At 66.3% G+C, this 23,958-nt stretch carries 21 protein-coding genes and 1 pseudogene; 9 read left to right on the top strand and 13 right to left on the bottom strand.

The features are described 5' to 3' along the window. The first annotated feature begins 9 nt into the window (after positions 1-9). The 3 genes from BM286_RS03520 to BM286_RS03510 all read left to right on the top strand — a co-directional run bounded on the left by BM286_RS03520 (position 10) and on the right by BM286_RS03510 (position 2,083). Positions 10-933 carry an HhH-GPD family protein gene (locus BM286_RS03520; protein WP_092920196.1) on the top strand — a complete coding sequence of 308 codons (924 nt, stop codon included), beginning with the start codon at positions 10-12 and terminating at the stop codon, positions 931-933. Positions 934-1,008: 75 nt separating this feature from the next. Then, entirely contained in the window at positions 1,009-1,407 is a 399-nt protein-coding gene (locus BM286_RS03515) for a DUF5778 family protein (protein WP_092920195.1), read from the top strand. A gap of 31 nt (positions 1,408-1,438) precedes the next feature. Then, positions 1,439-2,083 carry a CocE/NonD family hydrolase gene (locus BM286_RS03510; protein ID WP_092920194.1) on the top strand — a complete coding sequence of 215 codons (645 nt, stop codon included), beginning with the start codon at positions 1,439-1,441 and terminating at the stop codon, positions 2,081-2,083. Between the two features lie 46 nt (positions 2,084-2,129). On the opposite strand, the gene BM286_RS03505 is transcribed toward BM286_RS03510, so the two are convergent. The 8 genes from BM286_RS03505 to BM286_RS03470 form a co-directional block, all read right to left on the bottom strand. Further along, positions 2,130-3,374: a glycosyltransferase gene (locus BM286_RS03505; protein WP_092920193.1), complete on the bottom strand. Its 1,245-nt coding sequence runs from the start codon at positions 3,372-3,374 to the stop codon at positions 2,130-2,132. A 337-nt stretch (positions 3,375-3,711) separates the two neighbouring features. After that, the gene (locus BM286_RS03500) at positions 3,712-4,254 is read right to left on the bottom strand and encodes a hypothetical protein (protein ID WP_092920192.1); all 543 of its coding nucleotides are present in this window, start codon (positions 4,252-4,254) and stop codon (positions 3,712-3,714) included. 5 nt (positions 4,255-4,259) lie between these two features. Further along, on the bottom strand, positions 4,260-4,589 hold the full coding sequence (locus BM286_RS03495; protein WP_092920191.1) for a transcription factor S: 330 nt from the start codon (positions 4,587-4,589) through the stop codon (positions 4,260-4,262). A 535-nt stretch (positions 4,590-5,124) separates the two neighbouring features. Further along, a complete protein-coding gene (locus BM286_RS03490; protein WP_092920190.1) occupies positions 5,125-6,216 on the bottom strand; it encodes a putative sulfate/molybdate transporter in 1,092 nt (363 codons plus the stop codon). 88 nt (positions 6,217-6,304) lie between these two features. Further along, a complete protein-coding gene (locus BM286_RS03485; protein WP_092920189.1) occupies positions 6,305-6,946 on the bottom strand; it encodes a hypothetical protein in 642 nt (213 codons plus the stop codon). Then, positions 6,943-7,902: a hypothetical protein gene (locus BM286_RS03480; RefSeq protein ID WP_092920188.1), complete on the bottom strand. Its 960-nt coding sequence runs from the start codon at positions 7,900-7,902 to the stop codon at positions 6,943-6,945. The genes BM286_RS03485 and BM286_RS03480 overlap by 4 nt, the downstream gene beginning before the upstream one ends. 139 nt (positions 7,903-8,041) lie before the next feature. Beyond that, a complete protein-coding gene (locus tag BM286_RS03475; RefSeq protein WP_092920187.1) occupies positions 8,042-8,878 on the bottom strand; it encodes an RAD55 family ATPase in 837 nt (278 codons plus the stop codon). 3 nt (positions 8,879-8,881) lie between these two features. After that, positions 8,882-9,964, bottom strand: coding sequence for a beta-ribofuranosylaminobenzene 5'-phosphate synthase family protein (locus tag BM286_RS03470; RefSeq protein WP_092920186.1), 1,083 nt, complete (start codon positions 9,962-9,964; stop codon positions 8,882-8,884). A 209-nt stretch (positions 9,965-10,173) separates the two neighbouring features. Between BM286_RS03470 and hemC the strand changes: the two genes are divergently transcribed. From hemC to BM286_RS03450, 4 genes are all read left to right on the top strand, one after another. Beyond that, the gene (gene hemC / locus BM286_RS03465) at positions 10,174-11,304 is read left to right on the top strand and encodes a hydroxymethylbilane synthase (RefSeq protein ID WP_092920185.1); all 1,131 of its coding nucleotides are present in this window, start codon (positions 10,174-10,176) and stop codon (positions 11,302-11,304) included. After that, entirely contained in the window at positions 11,297-12,196 is a 900-nt protein-coding gene (cobA, locus tag BM286_RS03460; protein WP_092920184.1) for a uroporphyrinogen-III C-methyltransferase, read from the top strand. The genes hemC and cobA overlap by 8 nt, the downstream gene beginning before the upstream one ends. Next, entirely contained in the window at positions 12,193-12,975 is a 783-nt protein-coding gene (locus BM286_RS03455) for a uroporphyrinogen-III synthase (RefSeq protein WP_092920183.1), read from the top strand. Before cobA ends, BM286_RS03455 begins: the two co-directional genes overlap by 4 nt. Before the next feature lie 248 nt (positions 12,976-13,223). After that, the gene (locus BM286_RS03450; protein WP_092920182.1) at positions 13,224-13,625 is read left to right on the top strand and encodes a hypothetical protein; all 402 of its coding nucleotides are present in this window, start codon (positions 13,224-13,226) and stop codon (positions 13,623-13,625) included. On the opposite strand, the gene BM286_RS03445 is transcribed toward BM286_RS03450, so the two are convergent. From BM286_RS03445 to BM286_RS03430, 3 genes are all read right to left on the bottom strand, one after another. Further along, a complete protein-coding gene (locus BM286_RS03445; RefSeq protein ID WP_092920181.1) occupies positions 13,626-14,723 on the bottom strand; it encodes a DUF4382 domain-containing protein in 1,098 nt (365 codons plus the stop codon). It lies immediately after the preceding gene. A gap of 129 nt (positions 14,724-14,852) precedes the next feature. Continuing rightward, entirely contained in the window at positions 14,853-16,178 is a 1,326-nt protein-coding gene (locus BM286_RS03440) for a 5'-deoxyadenosine deaminase (protein ID WP_092920180.1), read from the bottom strand. 622 nt (positions 16,179-16,800) lie between these two features. Further along, complete coding sequence (locus BM286_RS03430) at positions 16,801-17,301, bottom strand: CBS domain-containing protein (protein ID WP_092920178.1); 501 nt, start codon at positions 17,299-17,301, stop codon at positions 16,801-16,803. A gap of 108 nt (positions 17,302-17,409) precedes the next feature. Here BM286_RS03430 and BM286_RS03425 point away from each other — a divergent pair, with 108 nt between their 5' ends. Beyond that, the gene (locus BM286_RS03425; RefSeq protein ID WP_092920177.1) at positions 17,410-17,904 is read left to right on the top strand and encodes a metal-dependent hydrolase; all 495 of its coding nucleotides are present in this window, start codon (positions 17,410-17,412) and stop codon (positions 17,902-17,904) included. A gap of 461 nt (positions 17,905-18,365) precedes the next feature. Here BM286_RS03425 and BM286_RS03420 read toward each other — a convergent pair. Beyond that, a pseudogene (locus tag BM286_RS03420) lies at positions 18,366-18,536 on the bottom strand (type II toxin-antitoxin system PemK/MazF family toxin); the annotation flags it as partial. Positions 18,537-18,668: 132 nt separating this feature from the next. Next, positions 18,669-19,070, bottom strand: a complete 402-nt coding sequence (locus BM286_RS15980) for a hypothetical protein (protein WP_092920488.1) — start codon at positions 19,068-19,070, stop codon at positions 18,669-18,671. A gap of 430 nt (positions 19,071-19,500) precedes the next feature. On the opposite strand from BM286_RS15980, the gene BM286_RS03410 reads away from it, so the two are divergent. Further along, entirely contained in the window at positions 19,501-23,952 is a 4,452-nt protein-coding gene (locus tag BM286_RS03410; RefSeq protein ID WP_092920176.1) for a PAS domain S-box protein, read from the top strand. Positions 23,953-23,958: the final 6 nt, after the last annotated feature.

Genomic DNA, 23,958 nt, shown 5'->3' with positions numbered 1-23,958 from the left:
GCGATCCGCATGACCGACGCGGAGAGCGTCCCCGAGCTCCCGACCGACCTCGACGCGGTCCGCGACGCGCTCGTCGACTGGTACGAGGCCGACCACCGCGAGTTCCCGTGGCGCCGAACCGAGGACCCCTACGAGATACTCGTCAGCGAGGTGATGAGCCAGCAGACCCAGCTCGACCGCGTGGTGCCCGCGTGGGAGGACTTCCTCGACGAGTGGCCGACGACCGCCGACCTCGCCGCGGCCGACCGCGCCGACGTGGTCGCCTTCTGGTCGGACCACTCGCTGGGGTACAACAACCGCGCGAAGTACCTCCACGAGGCGGCCGAACAGGTCGAGGCGGAGTTCGGCGGGTCGTTCCCGAAGGACCCGGACGGCCTCAGCGAGCTGATGGGCGTCGGCCCCTACACCGCCAACGCGGTGGCGTCGTTCGCGTTCGACAACGGCGACGCCGTCGTCGACACCAACGTGAAGCGGGTGCTGTACCGCGCGTTCGACGTACCGGACGACGACGACGCCTTCGAGCGGGTCGCCTCCCGGCTCATGCCGGCGGGCGAGTCGCGGGTGTGGAACAACGCGATTATGGAGCTCGGCGGCGTCGCCTGCGGGAAGCGCCCGCGCTGCGACGAGGCGGGCTGTCCGTGGCGCGAGTGGTGTGCCGCCTACCAGACCGGAGATTTCACGGCCCCGGACGTGCCGGAACAGCCCAGCTTCGAGGGGAGCCGGCGGCAGTTCCGGGGCCGGATCGTTCGGCTTCTCGGTGAACACGACGAGATGGAGCTCGACGCGCTCGGCCACCGGATCCGAGTGGATTACGCGCCGGACGGCGAACGCGGCCGAGAGTGGCTCCGCGGGCTGGTCGACGACCTCGCGGACGACGGGTTGGTCGAGGCCGACCCGAGCGGGGACGAAGTCGTCGTGTCGCTCCGTCGTTGAGAGCCGGCTGCCCCGGCGGGGCGCGCCGCCCCGGGAACCGTCACCCGTTTATTACGGGAGCCGGAAGGGAGACGCATGAGCGAGACCGTCGACTCGGACCTGTACACCCGCACGAAGGCCCTGCTTGAGCCCGGCGACATCGAGCTGGTGGGCTGTATCGTCCACACGGACCTCGGCGGTCAGCAGGACCTGGAGATGCACGAGCTGACGGTCGCCGCAAACGAGGTCATCGCCGACCACGCGGGGAAAGGCGAGACGTACATCGAGGCGGGTAACGACGACACGGACTTCTCCTCGAACCAGTTCCAGGGGCTGACGCTCGACGGCGAGGAGTTCGTCTGGGAGTGCCAGCAGCTCCTCCGCGACGGCGCCTTCGACCTCGTCTTCTACTACGAGGCGACCGTCGATCAGGAGGCGCTCGCGGCCGACCTGGGGGAACTGGACAACGTCGAGCGCGTGACGCAGGTCCCCTGAACGACCCCGACGAGATCCGGTCTCATCTCCCGTGAGCGACACCGTCCTGATCCCCGGCGGCCGCGACGTGCGCGCCACCCTCGACACGGCGGCGAGCGACGCGCCCAACGCCGACGCCGAGGACGCGCCCCACGCCGACGCGGTCGTCGTCGCCTGTCCGCCGCACCCGCAACAGCGCGGTCACCGCGGCGACGAGCGCCTGACGGCCGTGAGCGACGCCCTGACCGACCGCGGAATCGACTGCCTCCGGTTCGACTACGGCGACTGGGACGAGGGGTACGGCGAGAGCACGGACGCGGACGCGGCGGTCGGCTGGGCGCTCGACCGCTACGGACGCGTCGGGCTGTTCGGCTTCTCGTTCGGCGGCACGGTCGCGCTCGTCGCGGCCGCGTCGCGGCCCGGGCTCGCGGCCGTCTGCGCGCTCGCGCCGACGGCGCGGCTGAACCCCGACGTCGACGCGGTCGCCGCGCTCGGCGAGGTCGTCGACCGCGGCGTGCCGGTCCGAGTGGTGTACGCGACCCGGGACTCGACCGCTGACTGGGAGCCCGTGATCGAGCGGGCGGAGGCGTTAGGCGTCGAGACGGTCGCGTTCGAGTCGGACCACTTCTTCGTCGGTCGGGCGGCGCGCGTCGGAGAGACGGTCGCCGAGTTCCTCGCGCCGCGGCTGCGCGAGTGAGCACGAGTCGGGGCCGAAAAGGAGATCGAGCGGCCTCGCGGCGGGATCAGTCGCTGCCGACCTTCGTCGTCACCCGGAACGTCTCCGGAGGGTTGAGGATCCCGGCGACGGTCCCCATCGAGTGAACGACGGTGATAAGCGGCGCGAGCGGGACCGCGAGCGCCCAGTGGTGGTGGTCGTCCCCGTAGTAAGCGACGCCGAGGAGGAACCAGCCGAGCGTACACAGCGCCAGGCCCATCGACGCGGCGAAGAAGAGCCCGCTGTAGGCGATGGTGACGCTCAACAGCGACAGCGGGACGACGAGCAGGGTGACGATCGGCGAGAGCGCCCACGCGTAGTTACGGACCCGCGTCAGCAGCTCGTACCGCAGCGGGAGCATCGTCGACGCCTGAACGTTCCCGGCCGCCCAGCGACGGCGCTGCTGGAGGATCTCGTACAGCGACGGCGGCGCTTCGTTGCGACAGACCGCGTCCGACAGCGCGAACGTCACGTCGAGCTCGCGGAAAGCCGCCCAGACGAAGGCGGTGTCCTCGACCAGCGTCTCGCGGTCCCAGGTGGTCTTCTCCTCGATCTCGGTGCGAACGGCGATGCCGCCGCCCCACGCGAACAGGGGGATCGAGAGCCGCGCGAACGCGCGCTGCTCGATCTGGACGCCCATCCGGTACACGTCGGCCAGGTAGCTGAGGCTCGAGTCCGTGCGACGCGGCTTCTCGCGGAGCTGGACGATGTCGGCGTCCGGCAGCCCGTCGAACGACTCGACGACGCTGTCCTCGTCCAAGTAGAGGACGAACTCCGTCCGACAGTCGAGCGCCCGCCGAGCCCACTCCTGCGCGCGGCCCTTCCGGACCGCGTGACACGAGAACTCGTCCGGGACGGCGTGGACGGTCGCCCCACGCACGTCGATCGGCGACTCCGCGATCACGTGGACGTCGTCGAGCCCGTCCGGGAGCGAGTCGACCGTCTCCTGAACGACCTCGGCGGCGTCGACGGTCATGATGCGGATCTGAACCTCGTCGAGGCCGTACTCGTTCGGGGGCGTCTCGTAGCCCGCGCCCACGACGGTCGTGAGCACGAACCAGACGAGCGCGGTCGCGCCGAACAGGAGCGTCACGCCCCAGAGCGCGACCCCGAACAGCGATCCGAGTCCGCCGTCGGTGACGGCGGTGGTGGCCGACGCCTGGCCGGGAGCGGCCCCGGGACCGGAGACGACGGTCGGTGCGAGCAGCGTCGCGACCCCGCCGACGACGAGCGCAAGCGTGACCGCGACCAGTGCGACGCGTTCGGTGTTCATCGTGCCCCGACCTCTCTCGTCGAATCATATGAACCGGCCAAACGCTACAGCGGAATTCAGTCGTGTTTCGGCCGGATTTACGCGCTTAATCGCGGCGTACTCGAACAAATCGGTAGACTGCGCTGCTGTGGTAAACGGTAGCGCGTGAAACGACACCGGGTGACTCGATAGGGGCCGATTCCGGGTTCGGCCCGGGCGATCGCGTCGCGCGCACCGAACCGGTTCGCCGCGTTCGACTATCGTTTCAGCGCTCTCCTCGCGGTCCAAACGGAGATCGCAGATGCGTGCGGAGGTGGATCAGAGGAGTCCGGAGAGGCTCGAACTGAGCCGGAGCCGCTCACCGGAGGTCGTCTATCAGTTCCGCTGCCATCCGCTCGCCGCGGGCCGGGTCGTACCCCTCCATCCGGAGGTGCGCCAGCGGCGCCACGTACGGGTTCCGCTCCCAGTGGGCCCACACCTCGGTGCCGCCGCCGGGCGCGGGAAACAGCCGGACGTGGACCTGCCAGTCGCCGGTGAGCCCCTCGGGCCGGTGGACGAAGCTCCCGACCTCGTGGACCGTCTCCCCGTCGCGCTCGTAGGCGTGGAAGTACGCGCGAATCAGCTCCGAGAAGCCGTGCTCCGGGAGCATCGCGCGGGTCTCCGCGGGGCTCGTCCGGACCGTCCCGGCGTACTCGTCCGCCGGCGGCGGCAGCACCCGAACGTGGTCCGGGGCGCCGTCGTCCGGCAGCAGCGCGAGCAGTTTGCCGACCGCGAGCCTGACGCGCCAGAACCCGACGGCGCGGCCGGCGAGGAAGACCGCGGGAACGACGACCGCGAGCGCCGCGAGCGCGCGGGCGACGGACGCACTGAGGGGCCGTCGCCGTGAGGGGTCCGAGTCCATCGCGGTCAGTTGTACCCGCGCCAGCGGTGGCCGCACTCCTTACACTTGAAAAAGCGCGTCGGCGGCTCGTCGGCGGCGCCCGTCTGCTTGATCGTGTACCACGCCTCGCCGTGGCCGCACTCGTCGCAGACGACGTCGTTCGCGGTCGGCTTCCCCTCGAAGTTCGCGCCCTCCTCCGTCTCTATCACCTCGTCGCCGGTCTGTTCCGTCGTCGACTCGAACTCGGCGGCGAGCGCCTCGTCGCGCTCGGTCGTGGCGCCGCAGTCGTCGTTCTGACACACCATCTCCCCGTCGCGAGAGACCATCATCGAGCCGCAGTCGTCACAGAACTGCATATACGTGGGAGACAGGGTATCGAGCGGTATAGGTCCGGTGGGTGCGGCCGGATATGCGGCGTGCGTCGTAGAGCAACCGTGAATTGGCGATGCCCCCGACGGAGGAACTGGGACGCTCTGATCCGTCGTCGCGGTGACGACCGCCGAAGCCCCAGCCGCTCGGGGATACGCTGTAACCGATCCCGCGGTGACGACCGCCGAAGCCCCAGTCGCGAGGGCGGCGCAGGCGACGCAAGTAGCGTGGCGCGTAGCGCCACGGAAAGCCGGCGGCTTCGCCGCCGGCGACACCGCAACGAGGGAGCGAACGCAGTGAGCAACCGAGTGAGGAGCACAGCGAGCGTGCGCCGCCCTCGCGACTGCCCCTTCGAGTCCCGCCCCGCTCCGCACAGCACCTCACGCCTCCCCAGCCTCGTCAGTCGCCCTCGCTTCGCTTCGGGCGACTGACTCCCTCGCGCGTGCGACTCGCGGCCTGTCGGCCGCTCGTCGGCACGCGCCACCGCATCGTGTTTATAAATGGTCTCCTCTCACTGACCCGTTATCCGCCGATCCGTTCCCACGCGAGGTGGACCGCGATCCCGGCGAGGAACGCGACACCGAGGTTCGTCGCGAGCGCGAGGAGGCCGATCCCGACCGAGAGCGCGCGGTTCCCCGAGTCGGTGACGTTGCGCGCGAGCGAGACGGCGACGATAGCGAGCAGGGCGCCGAGCATCGCCAGCGGGAACGCCGCGATGAGCGCGGGGGTGGCGAAGAGCGCGGCGACGAGGTAGCCGGCGCCGAGGACGACGTTCGCGCCGCCGGTGCGCGCGCCGAACGCGTGCTTGCCGGCCACTCCGTCGCAGCCGTGACACATCGGGATCCCCCCGAGCGGCACCGCGATCAGGTTCGTGATCCCCATGCTCGTCGAGAGCTCGTCGGGCGTCACCTCGGCGTCGAGCAGGTCCGAGAAGAGCAGCGCGGTCGCCAGCGCGGCGTTCCCGATGGTCATCGCCAACTGCGCGGCCACGCCGTCGAAGGTGGCGCGCGTGAGGGCCGCGCCGAACGCCGGCGTCGGGGGCGCGCCGGGCAGCCGCGGCGTCGGCACTCCCGCGACGACGAGCGCGGTCGCGATTCCGACGACCGCGACGGCCAGCGCGCTCGCCTTCCCGTGGCCCGCGAGCGCGAACACAGCCGCGATTGCGACCCCGGCGAGCGCCACCGCCGGGTCCTCGACCGCGAGTCCGAGCCCCGTCTCGAAGAGGACGAGCCCGACCGCGAACTGGACGCCGCGGATGACCGGTTCGCCGATCCACCGCTCGACGTGCGCGAGCGTTCCCGTGAGCCCGATCGCGAGGAGGAGGACGCCGAGTATCACGCCCGCGAGCGCGAGTTCGGCGTAGGTGAGCGCGCCGGCGATAGCGAGGGCGGCCAGCGCCTTCATCGGTTCGACCGACACCGGAAGCCCGTACCGAACCCCCCAGACGATCTGGAACGCGCCGAACGCGACGAGCGCGTGCGGCAGCGAGACGTCCGTCAGCAGCGCCAGCGCGACGACCAGCGGGATGACCGTAATCGAATCCCCCATCGCGCCGGTGACCGCTCCGGCTCCGAACTCGACCGACCGGACCCCCGTAGAATCGGAGCGTTTCACGAGACGGGCGCCCTTTCGTCCGAGCGCGCTTGAAGCTGTTCAGCAATCGCTCCGGGTCACCCCGCCGTCGAAGCGAAACCACGTTCGATTACTCGTCGTCGAACGCCGGGTCGTTCGCGTCGACCATCGGGCAGTTCCGGACCCGAAACCGGGAGAAATCGACCGACTCGACGATGTCGGTCCCCTCGTGAGTACACGCCGTCTCCGGAGGCGCCGTGAAGTGCGGGCACTGCTGACAGTAGCTCCGCTTGTCGACCACGCGCTCGTCGCCGGTCGCCGCGGCGCCCGCCGCCGGTCCGGCGGACCGCGTCGCGCCGTCGACCCCGCCGCCAGCGGCTCCGCCGTCGAACCCGGCCGCGTCGGTGCCGACCGACGACTCCTCGTCGAGCGCCTCCCACACGTCCTCCCCGACGTCGCCCACCGCCATCGCCTCGAAGGGGTCGTCTCCGCCCGCCGCGTCGCCCGCGTCGGCGTCCAACTCGGCGAACGGGTCGTCCGGAGGGACGGCGGGTTCCGGGTCCGTTCGGGGTTCTGGGTCGGCGTCGTCCGAACCGCCGCCCGCGTCTCGGTTCGATCCGGCGCCGTCGTCCACTCCCTCGCCGAGCGCCGCGAAGGGGTCGTCGGCCCCGTCGGCGTCGGGAGCTTCGAAGGCGCCGGCCTCGTCGCTCGCTCCGTCGTCGAAGGGTCCGTCGTCGAAGTGGTCGCCGTCCGACCGATCGCCGTCGGTCATCGACCGTCCCCGTCCGGTCCGCCGTCGCTCGCGGCGGTGCTCGTCCGGTCGGTCGTCCGACTCGTCTCGTCGCGCTCGTCGTCCGCGACGTCGCCGTCGATGGCGGGCTGCTCCGCGACGAGGAGCTTCGACGTGCCGAGGAAGCCGGTGCTCGGCTCGAGGTCCTCGAACCGACTCCCGCAGTGGGGACACTCCGGCGCCGACAGCAGCCCCAACTCGACGCCGCCGCCGCAGTAGTCGCAGTCGGCGGTCCGCACTCCGTGCCGGTTCGCGGTCCGCGTCAGCGCGTCCACGCGCTCGCGGTCCGCTCGGTCGCGCTCGGCCGCGTCGAGCCGGCGCTTGACCTTGACGACCGCGTTCGCGACCCGGGAGAGCTTGTCGTCGACCTCGGTCAGCTCGTCCGCGGAGATCCCGGCGAGATCGGACTCGACGCCCGAGACCCGCTCGTCGACCTCGTCGAGGCGATCGTCGACCCCGGCGAGGCGGGCGTCGACGGCGTCCAGTCGGTCGCGGACGGCGTCTAACTCGTCGAGGCGGGCGTCGAGGTCGTTGACCCGGCCGTCGAGGTCGTCGACCGCCTCCGAGGACGGGGCGTCGGCGACCGCCGCGTCGAGGCGGTCCAGCCGGGCGGCTATCCCCTCCAGTTCGTCGGTGAGGTCGTCGAGGGGCGCCGCGTCTCCCCCGGCGGCTGCCTCCCCGTCGCCGGCGTCGAGCGACTCCACCTCGCGGTAGAGGTCGATGAACCGCTCGCGGAGGTCCGCGACCTTCTCGTCCAGCTCGTCGTCGAGGTCGTCGAGGCGCGCCTCGAGCGTCGCCACCTCCTCGGCGTCGGGGACGTCGACCCCCTCGGACTCCGCGAGCGCGACGAGCGCGCGCTTGAGGAGCTCCTCGCGGCTCACGCCGGCGTCTTCGGCCGCGGCGTCGAGGGCGGCCGCCGCCGGATCGAGGTCGCTCATCGCGGGTCCTCCGTCATCTATCCGTCGTTGCGTGGCGAGGCTTAAGTAACCTGTCGCGCCGTTCTCCCGATCGATACTCGGCGGCGGGGTCGAGTCGAGAGAGGCGAGGACGGCGGACGTACCGGGCGGACCGCGCTCGCTACCGGATCTTCCGCACGTCGCTGATGTCGAACCCGCCCTCGTGGATCTCGGTCTCGAAGCGGACGATGTTCTCGGCCTCCAGCTGCGAGAGCACGCCGCGGAACTCCCGGACGAACATGGTCCGAGCGCGCTGTGACCCGCCGCTCTCCCAGGAGAACTGTAAGGTCCCGCCGGCGGCGTCCATCAGGGTGCCGAACTCGCGGTCGCGCAGCGAGTCGGTGTTCACCAACACGAGCACCAGAGCGTCCCACTCGTAGGCCGCCTTCTTCAGCCCCTTCATCACCATGGCGACGTCGCTCCAGTCGGTGTCGTCGGAGACCATCGAGACGAGGTCGGTGACGGAGTCGATACAGACGAGGCTCCCCCGGCCGTGTTCGGAGAGATAGTCGCCGAAGGCGGTAAGCACGTCCTCGTACTCGCCGCGGTCCCCCAGTTCGGTGATCGACGCCGTCGCCGTCTCGTACCAGTCGCGGGGCACCGGCGACAGCTGGAAGTACTCCGGCGAGAGGTCTCGGAAGGAGATCTCCGAGACCGCCGCGTCGACGATCTCGTCTGCCATCGTGTACCCCATCTCCCGGGTGATCGCGTCGGTGCCGGCGGTAAAGGAGATGTAGTGGACCGACTCGGGCAGCGCCGCGTCGGGGTCGACCTCGCCGTAGTACAGGTCGAACAGCTCCTCGTCGGCGCGCGCCAGGGCGTTCATCGCGGCGCTGGTGTAGCAGAACTCCCGGGCGCCGGCGCCCGCCTCGCCCGCGAGCAGCACGACGCTCCCCGGCGGCGCGCCGCCGCCGAGGATCGAGTCGAGGCGCGCGACCCCGAACGGAAGACTGGACATGGCTTACGCCCCGTCGCCGCGGGGTTTAGTGTTACCCCTCTCCGGGTCGGCGGACTGCGGGTCCGTCGCCCCGATCCGCGCCCCCTCGTTCGACGCCCGGACGACCGACACCTCGCCGTCGACCCCGGCCGCGTCGAGGGCGCGTTCGCCGGCGACGAGCGCCGCGTCCGCGCGGGCCGCGTCGGTGACGCCGTAGACCGTCGGCCCCCACGAGGACTGCCCCGCGCCGAACACCGCCGAGGCGGCCGACAGCGACGCGACGATCCCGCCGACCGGCGGCCGGTACACCCCGCCCTGTTCGTCGGCGTACCACGCGCCGTTGAGCCGACCGATCTCCGCGACGGCCGCGCCGAACGCCTCCGCGTTCCCGGTGGCGATCGCGGGGAGGACGCGCCGGGTGACGATCCCGCCGATCCGGTCTGCGAGCCCCGGATCGGCGCGCTCGACCGCGGTCCGCATCGCGTCATCCTCGGCCGCCCCGCTCCGCCCGGCGTCCGCGTCCGGCTCGACGAGCAGGAACCGCCAGTCGTCCGGGACGGCGTGACGGGCGGCGACGGGCGGCACGGTCCACTCGCCGTCCGCCGGGCGGTCCGTGGTGAAGCGCGCGGTCGGGTGGCCGGCGTCGAGGACGAAGCCGCCGGACTCGAACGTCGCGACGCCGACGCCGGAGCGCCCGCCGCGCCCGAGCGCCGGCGCGCGCTCGCGAACCCGAGTCGGTTCGCCGTGCGCGGCCGCGACCGCCGCGAGCGTCGCCGCCGCCAGCTGCGTCCCGCTGCCGAGGCCTGCGTGTCGCGGGAGCGACTCGCGGACCGCGATCCGGGCGCCGTCGACGCCGAGCTGGTCGACCGCGACGGTCGCGTACTCGCGGACGTCGTCGCGCACGCCCGGAGCGGAACCGGTCGACGCCGCGGGGTCCTCGACCGCCGCGTCCTCGACCGTCACGCGTACGTCCGTGGCCGGCTCCGCGTCGATCACGACCCGTGGCGCCGCGAGGCCGACGCCGAGGGCGCCGTACAGCCGCTCGTGGGAGAGGCAGAGGTTACAGAAACCGAAGTGGAGCCGCGCCCCGGCGCTCGCGCGTGCCATCTTGGTTCCGGGTTCGGGACGGAGTACTAAAGGGCCCGTGACCGTGGCGGGAGTTGCCTCGGAAGCCGCGAACCGGCGCGCGAGACCCGCGAACTGGCGGGAGCGACCCGCGAACCGGCGCGCGAGACCCGTGAACCCCGCCGCGCCGATTCGGTCGGTGAGGCGACCGAACTGGTGCGCTTTTGAACGCGGGGGACCTCCGTTCGCGTATGACCGAAACGCTCAGGCTCGCGACTCGCGGGTCGGACCTGGCCCTCCGACAGGCCGAGACCGTCCGCGAGGCGCTGTCGAGCCGGCGCCGCGACGTCGAACTCCGACAGGTGGAGACGCGCGGCGACCAGATCCCCGACGAACTGATCCACCGCCTCGGGAAGACGGGCGCGTTCGTGCGCGCCCTCGACGAGGAGGTGCTCGCCGGCGACGCCGACCTCGCGGTCCACTCGCTGAAGGACCTCCCCACCGAGGAGATGGCGGACCTCGTCGTCGCGGGCGTCCCCGAGCGCGCGCCCGCCGGCGACGTGGTCGTCCATCCGGACGGACTCGGAATCGAGGACCTCCCGGCCGGCGCCGTCGTCGGGACCGGGTCGCTCCGGCGGGGCGCGCAGATCCGGGCCGCCCGACCCGACCTCACCGTCGAGCCGATCCGCGGCAACGTCGACACCCGGATAGAGAAGCTGCTCGCACCCGGCCTCCAGGCGGAACACGAGCGACGCCTGATCGCCTCCGGGGAGGAGGCCGCGCTGACCGCCGAGGCCGACGACGCCGGGGACGCGGAAGCCGAGGTCGACGAGCAGTTCGACCGCACCGTCGAGGAGTGGTTCGACTCGCTGTCCGACCTCGAACGCGCGGCGATGGAGCGGAAGGTCGAGTCCGAGTACGACGCGCTCGTCCTCGCTGAGGCGGGCCTGCGGCGGTCGAACCTGTTCCACGAGGTGGAGACGACGCGGCTCCCGCGCGAGGAGTTCGTCCCCGCCGCCGGGCAGGGCGCCATCGCGGTCACCGCGAGCGATCCCGACGTGATCGAGGCGGTCCGCGACGCGGTCGACCACCCGCGGACCCGCGTCGCGGTCACCGTCGAGCGGACGGTCCTGGGTGAGCTCAACGGGGGCTGTGTCGCACCGATCGGCGTCTCGGCGCTCGTCAAGGGCGAACACGTCCACGTCCGGGCGCGGGTGCTCTCGACGGACGGCACCGAGGAGGTGGCCGACACCCGCGACCTCCCGATCCGGTCGCACGCGACCGCCGCCGCCGAGTTCGCCGCCGACCTCGCGGACCGAGGCGCGGACGACCTGATCGCCGAGGCGCGCGACGAGGCGGAGACCGGAGGGGGCGATGACTGACTCCGGCACCGGCGCGGGCCCGGGATCGAACGCGGACGAACCCCCGACTCGCGGCCGCGACGAGCGGGTCGGCACCGTCTTCCTCGTCGGCTCCGGGCCGGGCGACCCCGACCTGCTCACGGTGAAGGCGAAGCGGCTGATCGAGTCGGCCGACGTGGTCCTCCACGACAAGCTCCCGGGTCCGGAGATCCTCGGCGAGATCCCGGAGGCGAAACGCGAGGACGTGGGGAAGCGCGCCGGCGGGGAGTGGACGCCGCAGGAGTACACCAACCGCCGCATGATCGAACTGGCCCGAGAGGGGAACCGGGTCGTCCGGCTGAAGGGCGGCGACCCGTTCGTCTTCGGCCGCGGCGGCGAGGAGGCGGAGCACCTCGCCGACGAGGGGATCCCGTTCGAGGTCGTCCCTGGCGTCACCTCGGCCATCGCCGGCCCCGCGGTCGCCGGCATCCCGGTGACCCACCGCGACCACGCCTCGTCCGTCTCCTTCGTCACGGGCCACGAGGACCCGACGAAGGACGAGTCGGCGGTCGACTGGGACGCGCTCGCGGCGACCGGCGGGACCGTCGTCGTGCTGATGGGCGTCGGGAAGCTGCCGGCGTACACCGCCGAACTCCGCGACGCGGGCCTCGACGGCGACACGCCCGTCGCGCTCGTCGAGCGCGCCACCTGGCCGGGGATGCGCGTCGCGACCGGCACGCTCGACACCATCGTCGACGCCCGCGACGATGCCGGGATCGAACCGCCCGCGATCACCGTGATCGGGGACGTGGCCGCGACCCGCGACCGCGTCGTGAGCTTCCTCGAGAACGCCGGCTCGGCGCCGGTTCGGTCGGCGGGCGAGGACGGGGGAGCGGCCGGCGACGACGATCCGACCGGAGGCGACGGAGCGTGAGCGACGAGACCGACCGCCCGCGCGTGGCCGTCTTCCGCCCCGACGACGAGCGGATCGAATCGGCGGTCGAACTGCTCCGGTCGCTCGGCGCGGACCCGGTCCCCGACCCGATGCTCGAAGTCGAGCCGACGGGCGCGGTGCCGGCCGACGCGCCGCTGGTCGCCTTCACGAGCAAGACCGGCGTCGAACTGGCCGCCGAGGCGGGCTGGGAGCCCGGAGACGCCGACCTCGCGGCCATCGGGCCGGCGACCGCCGCGGCCGCCCGCGAGGCGGGGTGGACGGTCGACGCGGTCCCCGACGAGTACACCTCCGCGGGGCTCGTCGCGGCGCTCGAACCGCACATCGCGGGCGAGCGCGTCGTCGTCGCCCGCTCCGATCACGGCAGCGACGTGCTCCTCGACGGTCTCCGCGAGGCCGGCGCCGAGGTGACCGAGACGGTGCTGTACCGGCTCACCCGGCCGCCTGAGGCCGGCGACTCCGCAGAGGCGGCCGCGTCGGGCGACCTCGACGCGGCCGCGTTCACCTCCTCGCTGACCGTCGACAACTTCCTCGCGGCGGCGGCAGACCGCGGCGTCGACGAGGGGGCGCGTGCCGGACTGGCGGACGCGGTCGTCGGCGCCATCGGGCCGCCGACCGCGGAGACGGCCGCGGCCCGCGGCGTCGACGTCGACGTCGTCCCCGACGAGGCGTCGTTCGAGTCCCTCGCGACTGCGGTCGTCGACGCCGTCGACGCCGTCGACGCGGGGACTGTCGACGCGTCCGACGCCGACCCACGGTAGCCTGAGTCAGGCCTCGCCTCGTGGCCGCCGCGGGAATCAGACGTGCCGCGGAGTCGATAGGTTCGCGAGTTGATGAACGTATCCGAGTCTCTCGACCGAGAACACCGAGGGGGCGTCTTCGACGGTCGCTCTGAAACGCCTCCGTTGTGGCTGCTGGCCGGATCTGTGCGATCAGCGCGTCGGCCGGTAGTATTGTATCTGATATTTTGACGCGGAGGTTTATAATCAGGAACGTGATATCGGACGGTATGGAACCGAGCGAGCGCTGGCTGCTGCGGGTCGAGGACGACGTCCTCGTCGTCGAGTTCCCACACGGGACTGGACTGAGCCCCGCGGACGGCGAGGCGCTGCTCGGTCGGTGGCGGAACGCGGCGGACCCCGACGCCGTCGAGGCCGTCGTGATCGTCGTGCGGACCAGCCGGCCGTGTTCGGACGCCGGCCGTCGGGCGCTCCGCGAGTCCGCACAGATCGCGGTCGCCCGCGGCGTCGACCGCTTCGCCGTCGTCGGGCAGCGCTCGAAGCGGCGCTACCTCAAGCGGACCATCGACGTCGAGGGCGTCGACACCGAGGCGTTCAACGACGACGACGCCGCGATGCGGTGGGCGAGGTGCCCGTCTACGGGCGCCTCGTCGGTCGAGACCTCCTCGTAGTTAACTTCCGGCCGCGGTTCCGTTCGCCGCGTCGTCCGTCTCGTTCCCGCCGGTAGCGTCGTCTCCGTCGGAGTCGTCGTCCGCCGTCTCCCCGTCGTCGGAGCCCTCCTCGTCGTCTGATCCCTCGCCTTCGGCGTCGTCATCGTCCTCGTCGTCGTCATCGTCCTCGTCGTCGATCTCGTTGACCTCGACGTCTCGGCCCGCGACTCCGCTCCCCGAGATCACGGGCTTGAGGATGTAGCCGTTGTTCTTTCCGCGTTTGACGACGTTGATGTCGAAGACGAAGCTCACCGCCTCGTCGGGCGCGACCTCGAACTCGTTCGTGATCTGGAGCTTCTCGCTCGGGAGCTTCACGTCGACCTCGCTGCCGTCGACGATCCCCGACACCGCGGATACCTCGAGTTCGATCTTCTCGTAGCTCCCCGCCGGAATCTCGCCGTCGAACACGGCGATCGCGTCCTCGTCGATCACCTGCGTGAGGTCGACCGTCGCGCCGCCGAGCTCGACGACGGTGAAGCCGCGGTCGCCCTCGTCGTCGTCTTCCCCGTCGGCCTCCTCCTCGTCGTCCCCGCCGTCATCGACGTCCGTCTCGTTCGCGTCGTCGTCTTCGTCCGCCGTCTCGTTCAGGGACTCGTCGTCATCGTCCGTCTCGGTGGCGTTCCGGTCGGCGCCGTCGTCCGCTTCGTCGTCTTCATCGGGCTCTTCCTCGTCGTCACTCTCGTCATCGTCTTCGTCTTCCCCGTCCCCCGCCTCGAAGACGCGGGCCCGATCGAGGGTGACGTCCAGCCGGTCGAAGTCGCCGATGTCGGCCGGGGCGTCGCTGATGAGGAGCCGGAAGTTCCCGGTGAGCGTCTCCGACCCGCCGGAGCCGTCGGAACCGTCGGAGCCGTCTGAGCCCCCCGACGACGGGAGAGACCCGTCGCCGGCGCAGCCGGCGAGCAGCGTCGCGCTCGCGCCGGCGCCGAGGGCCACGAACTCCCGTCGGCGGACGCCGTCCGCGGACGCGTCCGCCGAGCGTCCGCCGTCCGCGGGCCCCGATCCGCCGTCGCCCGTCGTCCGCGATTCGTCGCCGCCTGTCGTCCGCGATCGGTCAGTCATCGTGAGCGGACGAACGGGCCCCGAACGGGTATAAGCGGTAGATACTCCGTCCGAATTTGTGCGGATAAAGCCGGGTTTCCGCCGATCGCCGCGGTTCGGGACCGAAGAGGGCGGGATCGCTGAGCCGGGCTACGGGCCGGCCGTCTCGATGCCGGCCGCCTCGACCACGCGCTCCGCGTGGCGCGTCGCGCGCTCGCGGACCGCGGCGGCGTCGGTCCCGACGTGCTCGCCGTCGGCGTAGCGGACCTCGCCGTCGACCATCGCGAAGGTCACGTCGTCGCCGTGGGCCGCGTACACCAGGTGCGAGAGCGGGTCGTGGAGCGGCGTCGCCCTGGTCAGGTCGGTCGAGAGTCCGATCACGTCGGCGCGGTGCCCCTCGCGGAGGGCGCCGAGGCGGTCGAAGCCGGCGGCGCGGGCGCCGCCCTCGGTCGCCATCTCCAGCACGGTCGCGGCCGGGAGGCGGGTCGGGTCCCGGGCGTCGACCTTTCCGAGCAGGCTCGCCTGCCGCATCTCGGTGAAGGCGTCGAGCGTGTTGTTACACGGCGGGCCGTCGTTGCCGAGCGCGACCGTGATCCCGCGGTCGAGGTAGTCTTGAACCGGGGCGATCCCCGATGCGAGTTTCATGTTCGAGGAGGGGCAGTGCGTGACGACCGTGTCGGTCTCCGCGAGCACCTCGCGCTCGCGCTCGTCCGTGTGGACGCAGTGCGCGAGCGTCACGTCCGGGCCGGTCAGGCCGACCTCGTCGAGCCAGCGGACGTTGCGCTTCCCGGTGTCGGCCTCGACGGTCTCTACCTCGTCTTCGTTCTCGCTGGCGTGAGTGTGGATCGTCACGCCCTCGTACCGGTCGGCCAGCTCGCGGCAGCCGCGGAGGCAGGCCTCCGTACAGGTGACGGCGAACCGCGGCGTGACCGCGTAGCGGACGCGACCGCCGGCGGCGCCGTGGTACTTCCGGATGAGTTCCTCGCTCTCCGCGAGCGCGGCGTCGGTCTCCTCGATGAGCCCGTCGGGCGAGTCCTTGTCCATCAGCACCTTGCCGAGCCGCGCGCGGATCCCGGTTTCGATCGCGGCCTCGAACGCCTCGTCGGCGTGGTTCACCGAGAGGTGGTCGACGACCGTCGTCGTCCCCGATTCGAGACACTCCAGGTAGCCCAGCTCGGCGGCCGCCCGAGTCGCCTCGGCGTCCATCGCCGCCTCCATCGGGAGCACGGCGTCGAACAGCCAGTCGAGGAGGGCGTCGTCGTCGGCGATCCCGCGTCCGAGCGACTGGACCGAGTGGACGTGGCCGCCGACGAGGCCGGGGGTGACGATGTCGAACGCGCGCCGCTCGTGGTCGGGGTAGCGGTCGCGGAGTGCGGCCTCCTCGCCGACCGCGGCGATCGTGTTCCCCTCGACGACGACGGCGCCGTCGGGGATGACGGTCTCGGAGTCGGCGACGACGGTTCCGGCGATCAGCATGTCCGTCCGTTCCTGACGGTCGACCGGTAAGAGGCTGTCCGTTCGCGACCCCCCGATCCCGTCCGTTCGGGGCTGCCGAGCGATCAGGTGTCGAGACGGGGGATCAGCCCAGTACCAGTGACGCGATATTTAAATATGAGTGAGCGGCCGCGCGACCGCTTATAAATAGGTGCGGTGGCGCGTGCCTGCGAGCGGCCGCCCACGGCGGCCGCGAGACAGCACGCGCGAGGGACGCGGCGACCGGAGCGAAGCGGAGGGAGCCGCGAGGCTGGGGAGGCGTGAGGTGCGGTCCCGCGAGCGACCGGAGGGAGCGAGCGGGAGCACGGAAGTCGCAGCCCGCGCAGCGAGCGAAGCGAGCGAGCAGGACCGTCTTCCGGCGGTTGCGGTGCGGGGCGGGACTCAAAGGGGCAGCCGCGAGGCGGGCGCAGGCGACGCAAGCACTGGAGGGAGCGAGCAACGCGAGCGACTGAAGCGCGCAGCGAGCGTGCGCCCGCCTCGCGGCTGGGGCTTTGGAGGTGTTCGCCGTCGGTCCTCGAACAACTATTTATAACTGAGCGGTAGGGGATATCGGCATCCCAGAGTCAACAATTTATAAATAGCCACCAACTCAGTCCGATTAGATCTATGCCAGTCGGCGATCGCGGAACGCCTGAATCACGTCTTGGCGCGCGATAATCCCGACGATCCGCCCCTCCTCGTCGACCACAGGAACGCGGTTAATATCCGGGTCGTCGCCGACGAGCAGGTCCAGCACGGCGTCGACACTCGCGTCCGGCGTCACCGTCGCCACGTCGGTGCTCATCACCTCGGAGACGGGGCGGTCCGCGTTGCGGATCAGGTCGACCCCGAGATCGATGTCCGCCCACGGTCGCTTGATCTGATAGGAGAGCGTATCGACAAAGGGAGGAAGCCCGATCGGGATCCACAGCGTCTCGTCCTCGGGCTCGAACAGGTCGACGAGGTCGGACTCGGTGATCACGCCGACCACCCGCTCGTCGTCGTCGACGACCGGGAAGCCGCTGAACTCGTAGCGGGCGAACCGCTTGAACACCTCGGCGACGTCGTCGTCGGGCGAGACCGTCTTCACGTCCGGTTCCATCAGGTCGCGGGCGGTCAGTGTCATACCGAAGCGTCACGGCGGGAGGCCGTAGGCGTTTCGCCCCGGGCGCGCCGACGCAACGATTTGCGTGCCGACGCAACGGACTTAGGGACCGGGAACGCAGTCGCTCACATGCACCGCAAGGGTCACGTCGGGGCGTCGCTCGTCGTCTACGCTCCGTTCGGGTTCCTCGTCACGGCCCTCGCCTCGATCGAGGTCGGCGTCGTCGGCGCCGCGGGCGTCGCCGCGATGGCGATGGTCCCCGACCTCGATATGCGGATCCCCTTCGTCAAACACCGCGGGATCACCCACACCGTCTGGTTCGCGCTGCTCGTCGGCGTCGCCTTCGGAGTCGTCGGGCTGGCTGTCGGCCTCCAGACCGGGGCCGTCGAGGCGCTGTTGTTCGGCGGCGCCGGGTTCCTGTTCGGCGCCGTGACGATCGTCTCGCACCTGCTCGCGGACGCGCTGACGCCGATGGGGATCCGGCCGTACGCACCCGTGCGAGGCCACGAGTACACGCTCGACCTGTTCACGGCGGCGAACCCGCTCGCGAACTACGGACTCCTCGGGGTGGGCGGCGTCGTCGTCGCGGTCGCGCTCGTCGCCGGTGAGGCGGTTCCGGTGTAGGGGGTATGCTGTATGACCATTTTTGAACGTAGATTTCTGAGCGTCACCCCGGCGCGCGGGTGTCTATTTTATACGCTCTTGAGCTCCGAAACGTCACTGGCCAAGAAAAGCCAGTGACAGGTGACAATGGACGCAAAACAGATTCCAATACTGTTCGCGGCAGCACTGTGTTTGGTAGCATTGTTTATGTTGGCAATCCGAATTTTGTCCGTCGGTTTCTGAAACGCCGATGGACACCTCCGTTTTGCCGTTCTGATTTATTTGGAGGATGTACTCCTGAGAAGGAGAGCCAGATTACTACCCGGAGGTGGGTGTGTATTTCAACTCTATTATGGTGGTTGTACTTACCTGCCTTCTGTTACCGATTAGAGACTTCATCTCTCCTTCTCACTCAAAAGTTGAGACTGGCCGTCTCAATGCATACGGATCTGACACTGATTTCTTTGTACAGGGTCTCTCGATCAGTCGAGCCCGTGATTTAATTTGAGCGCGTCGTCGATTTCGCACATTGTCGCGTCGTCGAGACTGCCAGCAACCGAATGGATTCGGTTCTCGACAGACACGACTCGAATTTGGTCAAGCCGCACGAAGGGGTCTTTCTCAAACAGTGAGTCCGATGCTTCCACAAGTAACGCCAATCGATCCGTCAAGAAGTGAGAACGATGATACCCGACCGAGGATTTCTTCTGTCCGACATACTACGGTCGGTAGCGGCCGAAGCTTACAATATACACTGAATAGTGAACGGAGCATATAAAACGATATCAACACCCAGGAGTTTGCGTGATGAGAATAAACGGATCGCGCTCGCGGTTGTAGTCGGCGACGTCTCCGGCGACCGCCTCGATGAGTCGGCGATGAACTTCTCTAGCTGCTCGTCCCTCGTCTGGGCTTAGGTAGTGGAACCCGCCCAGACTCTTCCAGAAATCACCGTCAAGCCAAAAGAGTGTCTCGTCGTCCGACTGATAGATGATATCGCCGTTATCGGTCAGTCCCTCGGTGTCAAGTTGACGACCCGAGAGCTGGGCGCGTGCCAGCACCGCCACAAGCTGCCGGCGTGAAATGGATACATGAACAGCAACATCGTCGATCAAACTCCCGAAGTAGGCTTCGACAATATCAATCGTTTGGGAGAACTCATCGAGCGTAACGGAATCTAACGGTATTGTTTCTCTTGGTACTTCTCGAGTTTCCCAAGAATAAGAGCCGCTAAGTAATACGTCAGATGCAAGGTTGAGTTCAATACTATCCGCCGTTCGACAGTACTGTGTTCTATCCCTGCTCTCGTCCGCAGTGACCTCTTCTAAATACATATTCTCAGAAAGTTCCTTCACACGTCTATAACAGGTGGCAATCGGGATATCTAGCTCTTGACTCAGCCAGCTAACTGATCGCGGTTCCTTCGCCGCCCGCAGTATATCTACGCTGTATTTCCGCCCGAGTACCTCAACTGCTTCCGTCGACATCTTGTTACCACGATTGATTCTCAAGGCTGAATAGCTGTACCCTATATTTATCGATCTAATTCTATTAGGGCCGATATGAAATGGTTCTCTAAGCGAAAACATAATACAGCGGAACAACAAAATCGGATGTATGAGCGATGGAGACGCGTACACGGACCATACCCCCGCAGGACTTCTCGAGTTGTCTTCGGAACTGAATCAAGCTGGTTCTATCGAGGACGTCTCTGTCGTTGCTGTCCGAATGTTGGATCTCAATTTTGATGCGCCTCTTTCGGCGATCTGGGAGTACAATGAAGAGGGAAACGAACTCCGCCCAATCGCCGAATCAACTGAGGCACAAGAGGTGATTGGCGATGCACCTATCCTTCCAGTTGATTCTCTCGCGGGGCGTGTGTACAGACAGAATCGTCCGGAAGTGTTCGACGATGTCCACGAGGCCGACGGCACGTATAATTCAGGCACCCCGATTCGGAGCGAAATTCTCGTGCCAATCTCGGACTTCGGCGTCTTGAGTGTCGGAGCTACTGAAGTGGATGCCTTTACCCAGAAAGACGCAGAACTGGCGAAACTCGTCGCCTCGAATCTCGAAGACGCAATTTCACGAATCCGATACGTCGAGGAGCTACAGGCCGAGCGTGATTGGACACACACGTTGTTTGAAGGCTCCAACGATGCCATTTTCATTAGTGATTCAGATGCGAACTTCGTCCAAGTGAATCAGGCTGCTTGCCAGTTAACTGGCTATGCGCGAGCGGAACTCCTCTCGATGCGTATTCCCGATCTTCACGAAGAGGTCGACTTACATGCCTATCAGGATTACCACGACCAAATTTTAGCCGGCGAACCAGCAACCACTGAAGCGAAACTACTTCGGAGCGACGACAGTAAAATCGATGTCGAGTTCTCGAACCGTCGGATCGAGCGCGATGGGGCGGCCTATATGCATACCGTTGCGAGAGATGTGACGGAACAGCGGGAACGCCGGCGTCGCCTAGAGTCATTTAAATCGGCCATCGAGAACGCGAGTGATGGGATTGCTATTTTGGAGAACGAGGAGTACACGTACGTTGATCAAACGCATGCCGAAATGTACGGGTTCGAGGACCAAGATGAGTTACTCGGGCAGACTTGGCGTGATTTGTATACTGATCCCGTTGAAATCGAGCGAATGGAGGATGAGGCGCTTTCAGCGCTCCGATCTGATGGTGAGTGGAGAGGCACTGTAACTGCCTCTCCAGAAGGCAAGGAAGAATTTCCGACTGAACTATCGCTGACACGCTTGGAAGACGATCGAATTGTCTGTGTTGTCCGTGACGTGTCTGAAAAATATCGGCGTCAAGCGGAACTTCGGGAGAATGAGCGGCGTTTCGAGTCGGTGTTCGAAGACCCCGAAATGCTGGTGGCGTTATTAGAAACTGATGGTGAGACGATTGAGGTCAATGAAACAGCGCTAGACTACGTTTCGAACGACAAATCCGATATCTTGGGGGAACCGTTCTGGGAAGGAGACTGGTGGTCGCATTCCTCGGACCTACAAGAAGATCTTAAAGGCTGGATCGAACGAGCGGCTGCTGGCAAGTACGTCAGTTTCCAGGCGGAACATCCGGATCGGGACGGTAATATGCGGTTCGTTACGGGCACAATCCGTCCGGTTACAGGGGAATCAGGCGTCGAATCACTCGTTATTTCCAGTCGGGATATCACGCCCCGCGAGCAGCGCCGTCGCGAATTGGAGACGTTCCAACAGGCTGTCGAGGATGCGAAAGACGGCTTCGCCATCCTCGAAGATGGAGAATACACCTACATCGACGAGACACACGTGGATATGTATGGATTCGATGATACTGACCAACTCATCGGGAACTCTTGGCGGATACTCTATGACGAAGATGAGGTAGAGCGCCTTGAGTCGGAAGCCTTCCCTGTTCTTGAGTCGGAGGGGCACTGGCGGGGCAAAGTAACCGGATCCCAACCAGACGGAACGACGTTCCCGGCAGAGATCTCTCTGACTATCATCGATGATGGTCCCCTCGTGTGTACTGTGCGCGATGAAACTGAAAGACAGCAACGGGAACGTGAACTCGAACTCAAGGAGCAAGCGATTGACTCCTCGAATGTTGGGGTTATGATCACCGACCCACAGCGAGAAGGCAACCCAATCGAGTACGTAAATAAAGGATTTACCGACATTACTGGCTACGAAGAGGACGACGCGTTGGGTCGTAATCCACGTTTCCTCCAGGGACCCGAGACAGACCCAGACGAAATATCGAAGCTCCGAGAGGCGATTGCGGCCGGTGAACCGGTGACAGTAGAATTGAAAAACTACCGAAAAGACGGGAGTGAATACTGGAATCGATTGTCCGTCACGCCAGTCACTGATGTAGATGGGACGCTTTCGAAGTTTATTGGCATACAGCAGGACGTAACAGGTCGGAGGCAACGGACTCGGAGCCTGGCAGAACAGAACCGGAAACTCGAATTGGTTCTTTCTGGAACGGACACTGGTATTGCAGAGTGGAGTCTTGAGACGGATCAGATATCATTCGACGACACGCTTGTCGATTTACTTGGCCATGATCCGGACAATTATGAAGAGTTCGTACAGATCGTCGCGCCGGAAGATCGGGACCGTGTTCGTGAGTCACTAGAACAAGTCGGCGAGACCAACGACTTGTCTGCGGATTTCAGAGTTATTGATGCCAACGAACAAACGCGATGGATACACACAGATGCTGTTCTGATACCCGATGACGAAACTGGAGAGAGACTTGTCGCGATTGCCACGGACATAACGGATCAAAAACGACGGATTCGGCAGATTCAACAGGAGCGGAAGCGATTCGAGATCCTCTCGGAAAGTCTCGAGGAATACGCCTTTGTCCTTCTCGATGACGATGGACAGATCGACAGCTGGAACGATGGAGCAGCCGACATCTTTGGACATGACGAAGAAGCTGCAATTGGTATGCCAGCAGCAGAGTTACACCCTGAACAGGATCAAAAACGTGGGATTGCTGATCGGTTACTAAAACAGGCATCACTCGCAGGAGAAAGTACTCACGAAGGACAGCGAGTCCGTCAGGATGGATCGTCGTTTCCTGCAGAAGTCTCATACGTCCCGCTTCAAACTGAAGATGGAGTGTTCCTGGGATACGGGATGGTCATCAGAGATCTTACTAACCAGCGTCAACAGCGGCGTAGAACAGAGCGGTTCGTTGAGGAATCAGTCGACGTCGTGTCTATCTTAGATCGCGACGGGTGTTTCACCTATCTTAGTGGCTCTACTGAACGGGTTCTTGGATATGATCCAACTCAGCTAAATCAAGAGAGTGTCTTTGATATTATCCATCCTGAGGATCGGGAACGTGTAATGGAAGCGTTTTTCGCCGCCGTGGAGGATTCCGATTCAAGCGTTCAGCTAGAGTTCCAAGCAATGGATGCGGATGAGGAGTGGATTACTGTAGAGGCACGTGGACGGAATCTCTTTGACGATGAAGCAATTGGTGGGTTTCTGTTATATATACGTGACATCAGTAATATAAGAGAACAAACGAAAAAATTCGAATCCGTATTCAATCAAACGTTCCAATTGACAGGGCTGATGACCCAGAGTGGTGAAATCCTCGAGCTAAACGACCCACTCACAGAGTTCGGCGGCATACGTGTGGAGGAGAGCAGAGGCACACCGCTCTGGGAGTGCTCTCTGTTCGCGCATTCGTCTGAAGTGCAAACTCAAATCAGGCAGGCAGTTACTCAAGCATCTTCGGGTTCATTCGTTCGGTTCAACGTGGAAGCAGAAGGCGTTGATGGACTCGCCAGCTTCGACTTCTCGGTCAAGCCGATCTCAAGCCAGCGCGGGGAGCTTAGCTTCCTGGTATTCGAGGCACGAGATATCACAGCTCAGGAGCAGCGTCGGCAACACGTCCAGGTCTTACACCGGATTATGCGGCACAATATCCGAAATGATCTGACGAAACTGAGAGGGTATGTCGATCTGCTTGCGTCGGACACAGAGACAGACACTCGTGAACAGCGCGCTGCGACGATCCGAGACATTCTCGACAAGTGGGAAAGAATGGCAAACAAGACCCAAGAGCTCCAGAATATACTCACGAGCGAGAGCGCTCTCGCTTCCTACCAGAGTGCTCAGCAAATAGCTCAGGATATTCAAGCCAAAAAAGAAGACGAATATGCTAATGCGAATATCACTATCACAGCCGACCACGATCTAGAATCACAAATACCGAGTGAACTTGACAAGGCGATTTCTGAGCTCGTTGAGAACGCCATCACAGCGAACGATACTGAGCATCCATCCGTACAGATCAGTGTCTCGCAAGCCGATGAACGGTGGGTAGAGGTTTGTGTGTCCGATACTGGGCCTGGACTCCCGGAAATGGAGAAAAATCTCCTCGAAACTGGCGAAGAAACGCCGCTGAGTCACGGGCAGGGACTCGGATTGTGGATGGTGCGATCACTGGTGGCTCATGCCGGGGGATCGATTTCAGTTGAAACCTCGGGCGATGGGAGTGAGATCACATTGGAAGTCCCCACCCAACCGGCTCGAGAGGACTTATAAAAACCG

Source organism: Halorubrum sodomense (genome assembly GCF_900111935.1).
GTDB classification, from domain to species: domain Archaea; phylum Halobacteriota; class Halobacteria; order Halobacteriales; family Haloferacaceae; genus Halorubrum; species Halorubrum sodomense.
The sequence above is the reverse complement of the archived record's forward strand: the minus strand, read 5'-3'. Positions and strand labels throughout refer to the sequence as shown.

Excerpts from the sequence above, each read along its gene's own strand:
- BM286_RS03520 (WP_092920196.1), top strand. The coding sequence starts at position 10 with ATGACCGACGCGGAGAGCGTCCCCGAGCTCCCGACCGACCTCGACGCG.
- BM286_RS03515 (WP_092920195.1), top strand. The coding sequence starts at position 1,009 with ATGAGCGAGACCGTCGACTCGGACCTGTACACCCGCACGAAGGCCCTG.
- BM286_RS03505 (WP_092920193.1), bottom strand. The coding sequence starts at position 3,374 with ATGAACACCGAACGCGTCGCACTGGTCGCGGTCACGCTTGCGCTCGTC.
- BM286_RS03500 (WP_092920192.1), bottom strand. The coding sequence starts at position 4,254 with ATGGACTCGGACCCCTCACGGCGACGGCCCCTCAGTGCGTCCGTCGCC.
- BM286_RS03495 (WP_092920191.1), bottom strand. The coding sequence starts at position 4,589 with ATGCAGTTCTGTGACGACTGCGGCTCGATGATGGTCTCTCGCGACGGG.
- BM286_RS03485 (WP_092920189.1), bottom strand. The coding sequence starts at position 6,946 with ATGACCGACGGCGATCGGTCGGACGGCGACCACTTCGACGACGGACCC.
- BM286_RS03480 (WP_092920188.1), bottom strand. The coding sequence starts at position 7,902 with ATGAGCGACCTCGATCCGGCGGCGGCCGCCCTCGACGCCGCGGCCGAA.
- BM286_RS03475 (WP_092920187.1), bottom strand. The coding sequence starts at position 8,878 with ATGTCCAGTCTTCCGTTCGGGGTCGCGCGCCTCGACTCGATCCTCGGC.
- BM286_RS03470 (WP_092920186.1), bottom strand. The coding sequence starts at position 9,964 with ATGGCACGCGCGAGCGCCGGGGCGCGGCTCCACTTCGGTTTCTGTAAC.
- hemC (WP_092920185.1), top strand. The coding sequence starts at position 10,174 with ATGACCGAAACGCTCAGGCTCGCGACTCGCGGGTCGGACCTGGCCCTC.
- cobA (WP_092920184.1), top strand. The coding sequence starts at position 11,297 with ATGACTGACTCCGGCACCGGCGCGGGCCCGGGATCGAACGCGGACGAA.
- BM286_RS03450 (WP_092920182.1), top strand. The coding sequence starts at position 13,224 with ATGGAACCGAGCGAGCGCTGGCTGCTGCGGGTCGAGGACGACGTCCTC.
- BM286_RS03445 (WP_092920181.1), bottom strand. The coding sequence starts at position 14,723 with ATGACTGACCGATCGCGGACGACAGGCGGCGACGAATCGCGGACGACG.
- BM286_RS03440 (WP_092920180.1), bottom strand. The coding sequence starts at position 16,178 with ATGCTGATCGCCGGAACCGTCGTCGCCGACTCCGAGACCGTCATCCCC.
- BM286_RS03430 (WP_092920178.1), bottom strand. The coding sequence starts at position 17,301 with ATGACACTGACCGCCCGCGACCTGATGGAACCGGACGTGAAGACGGTC.
- BM286_RS03425 (WP_092920177.1), top strand. The coding sequence starts at position 17,410 with ATGCACCGCAAGGGTCACGTCGGGGCGTCGCTCGTCGTCTACGCTCCG.
- BM286_RS03410 (WP_092920176.1), top strand. The coding sequence starts at position 19,501 with ATGAGCGATGGAGACGCGTACACGGACCATACCCCCGCAGGACTTCTC.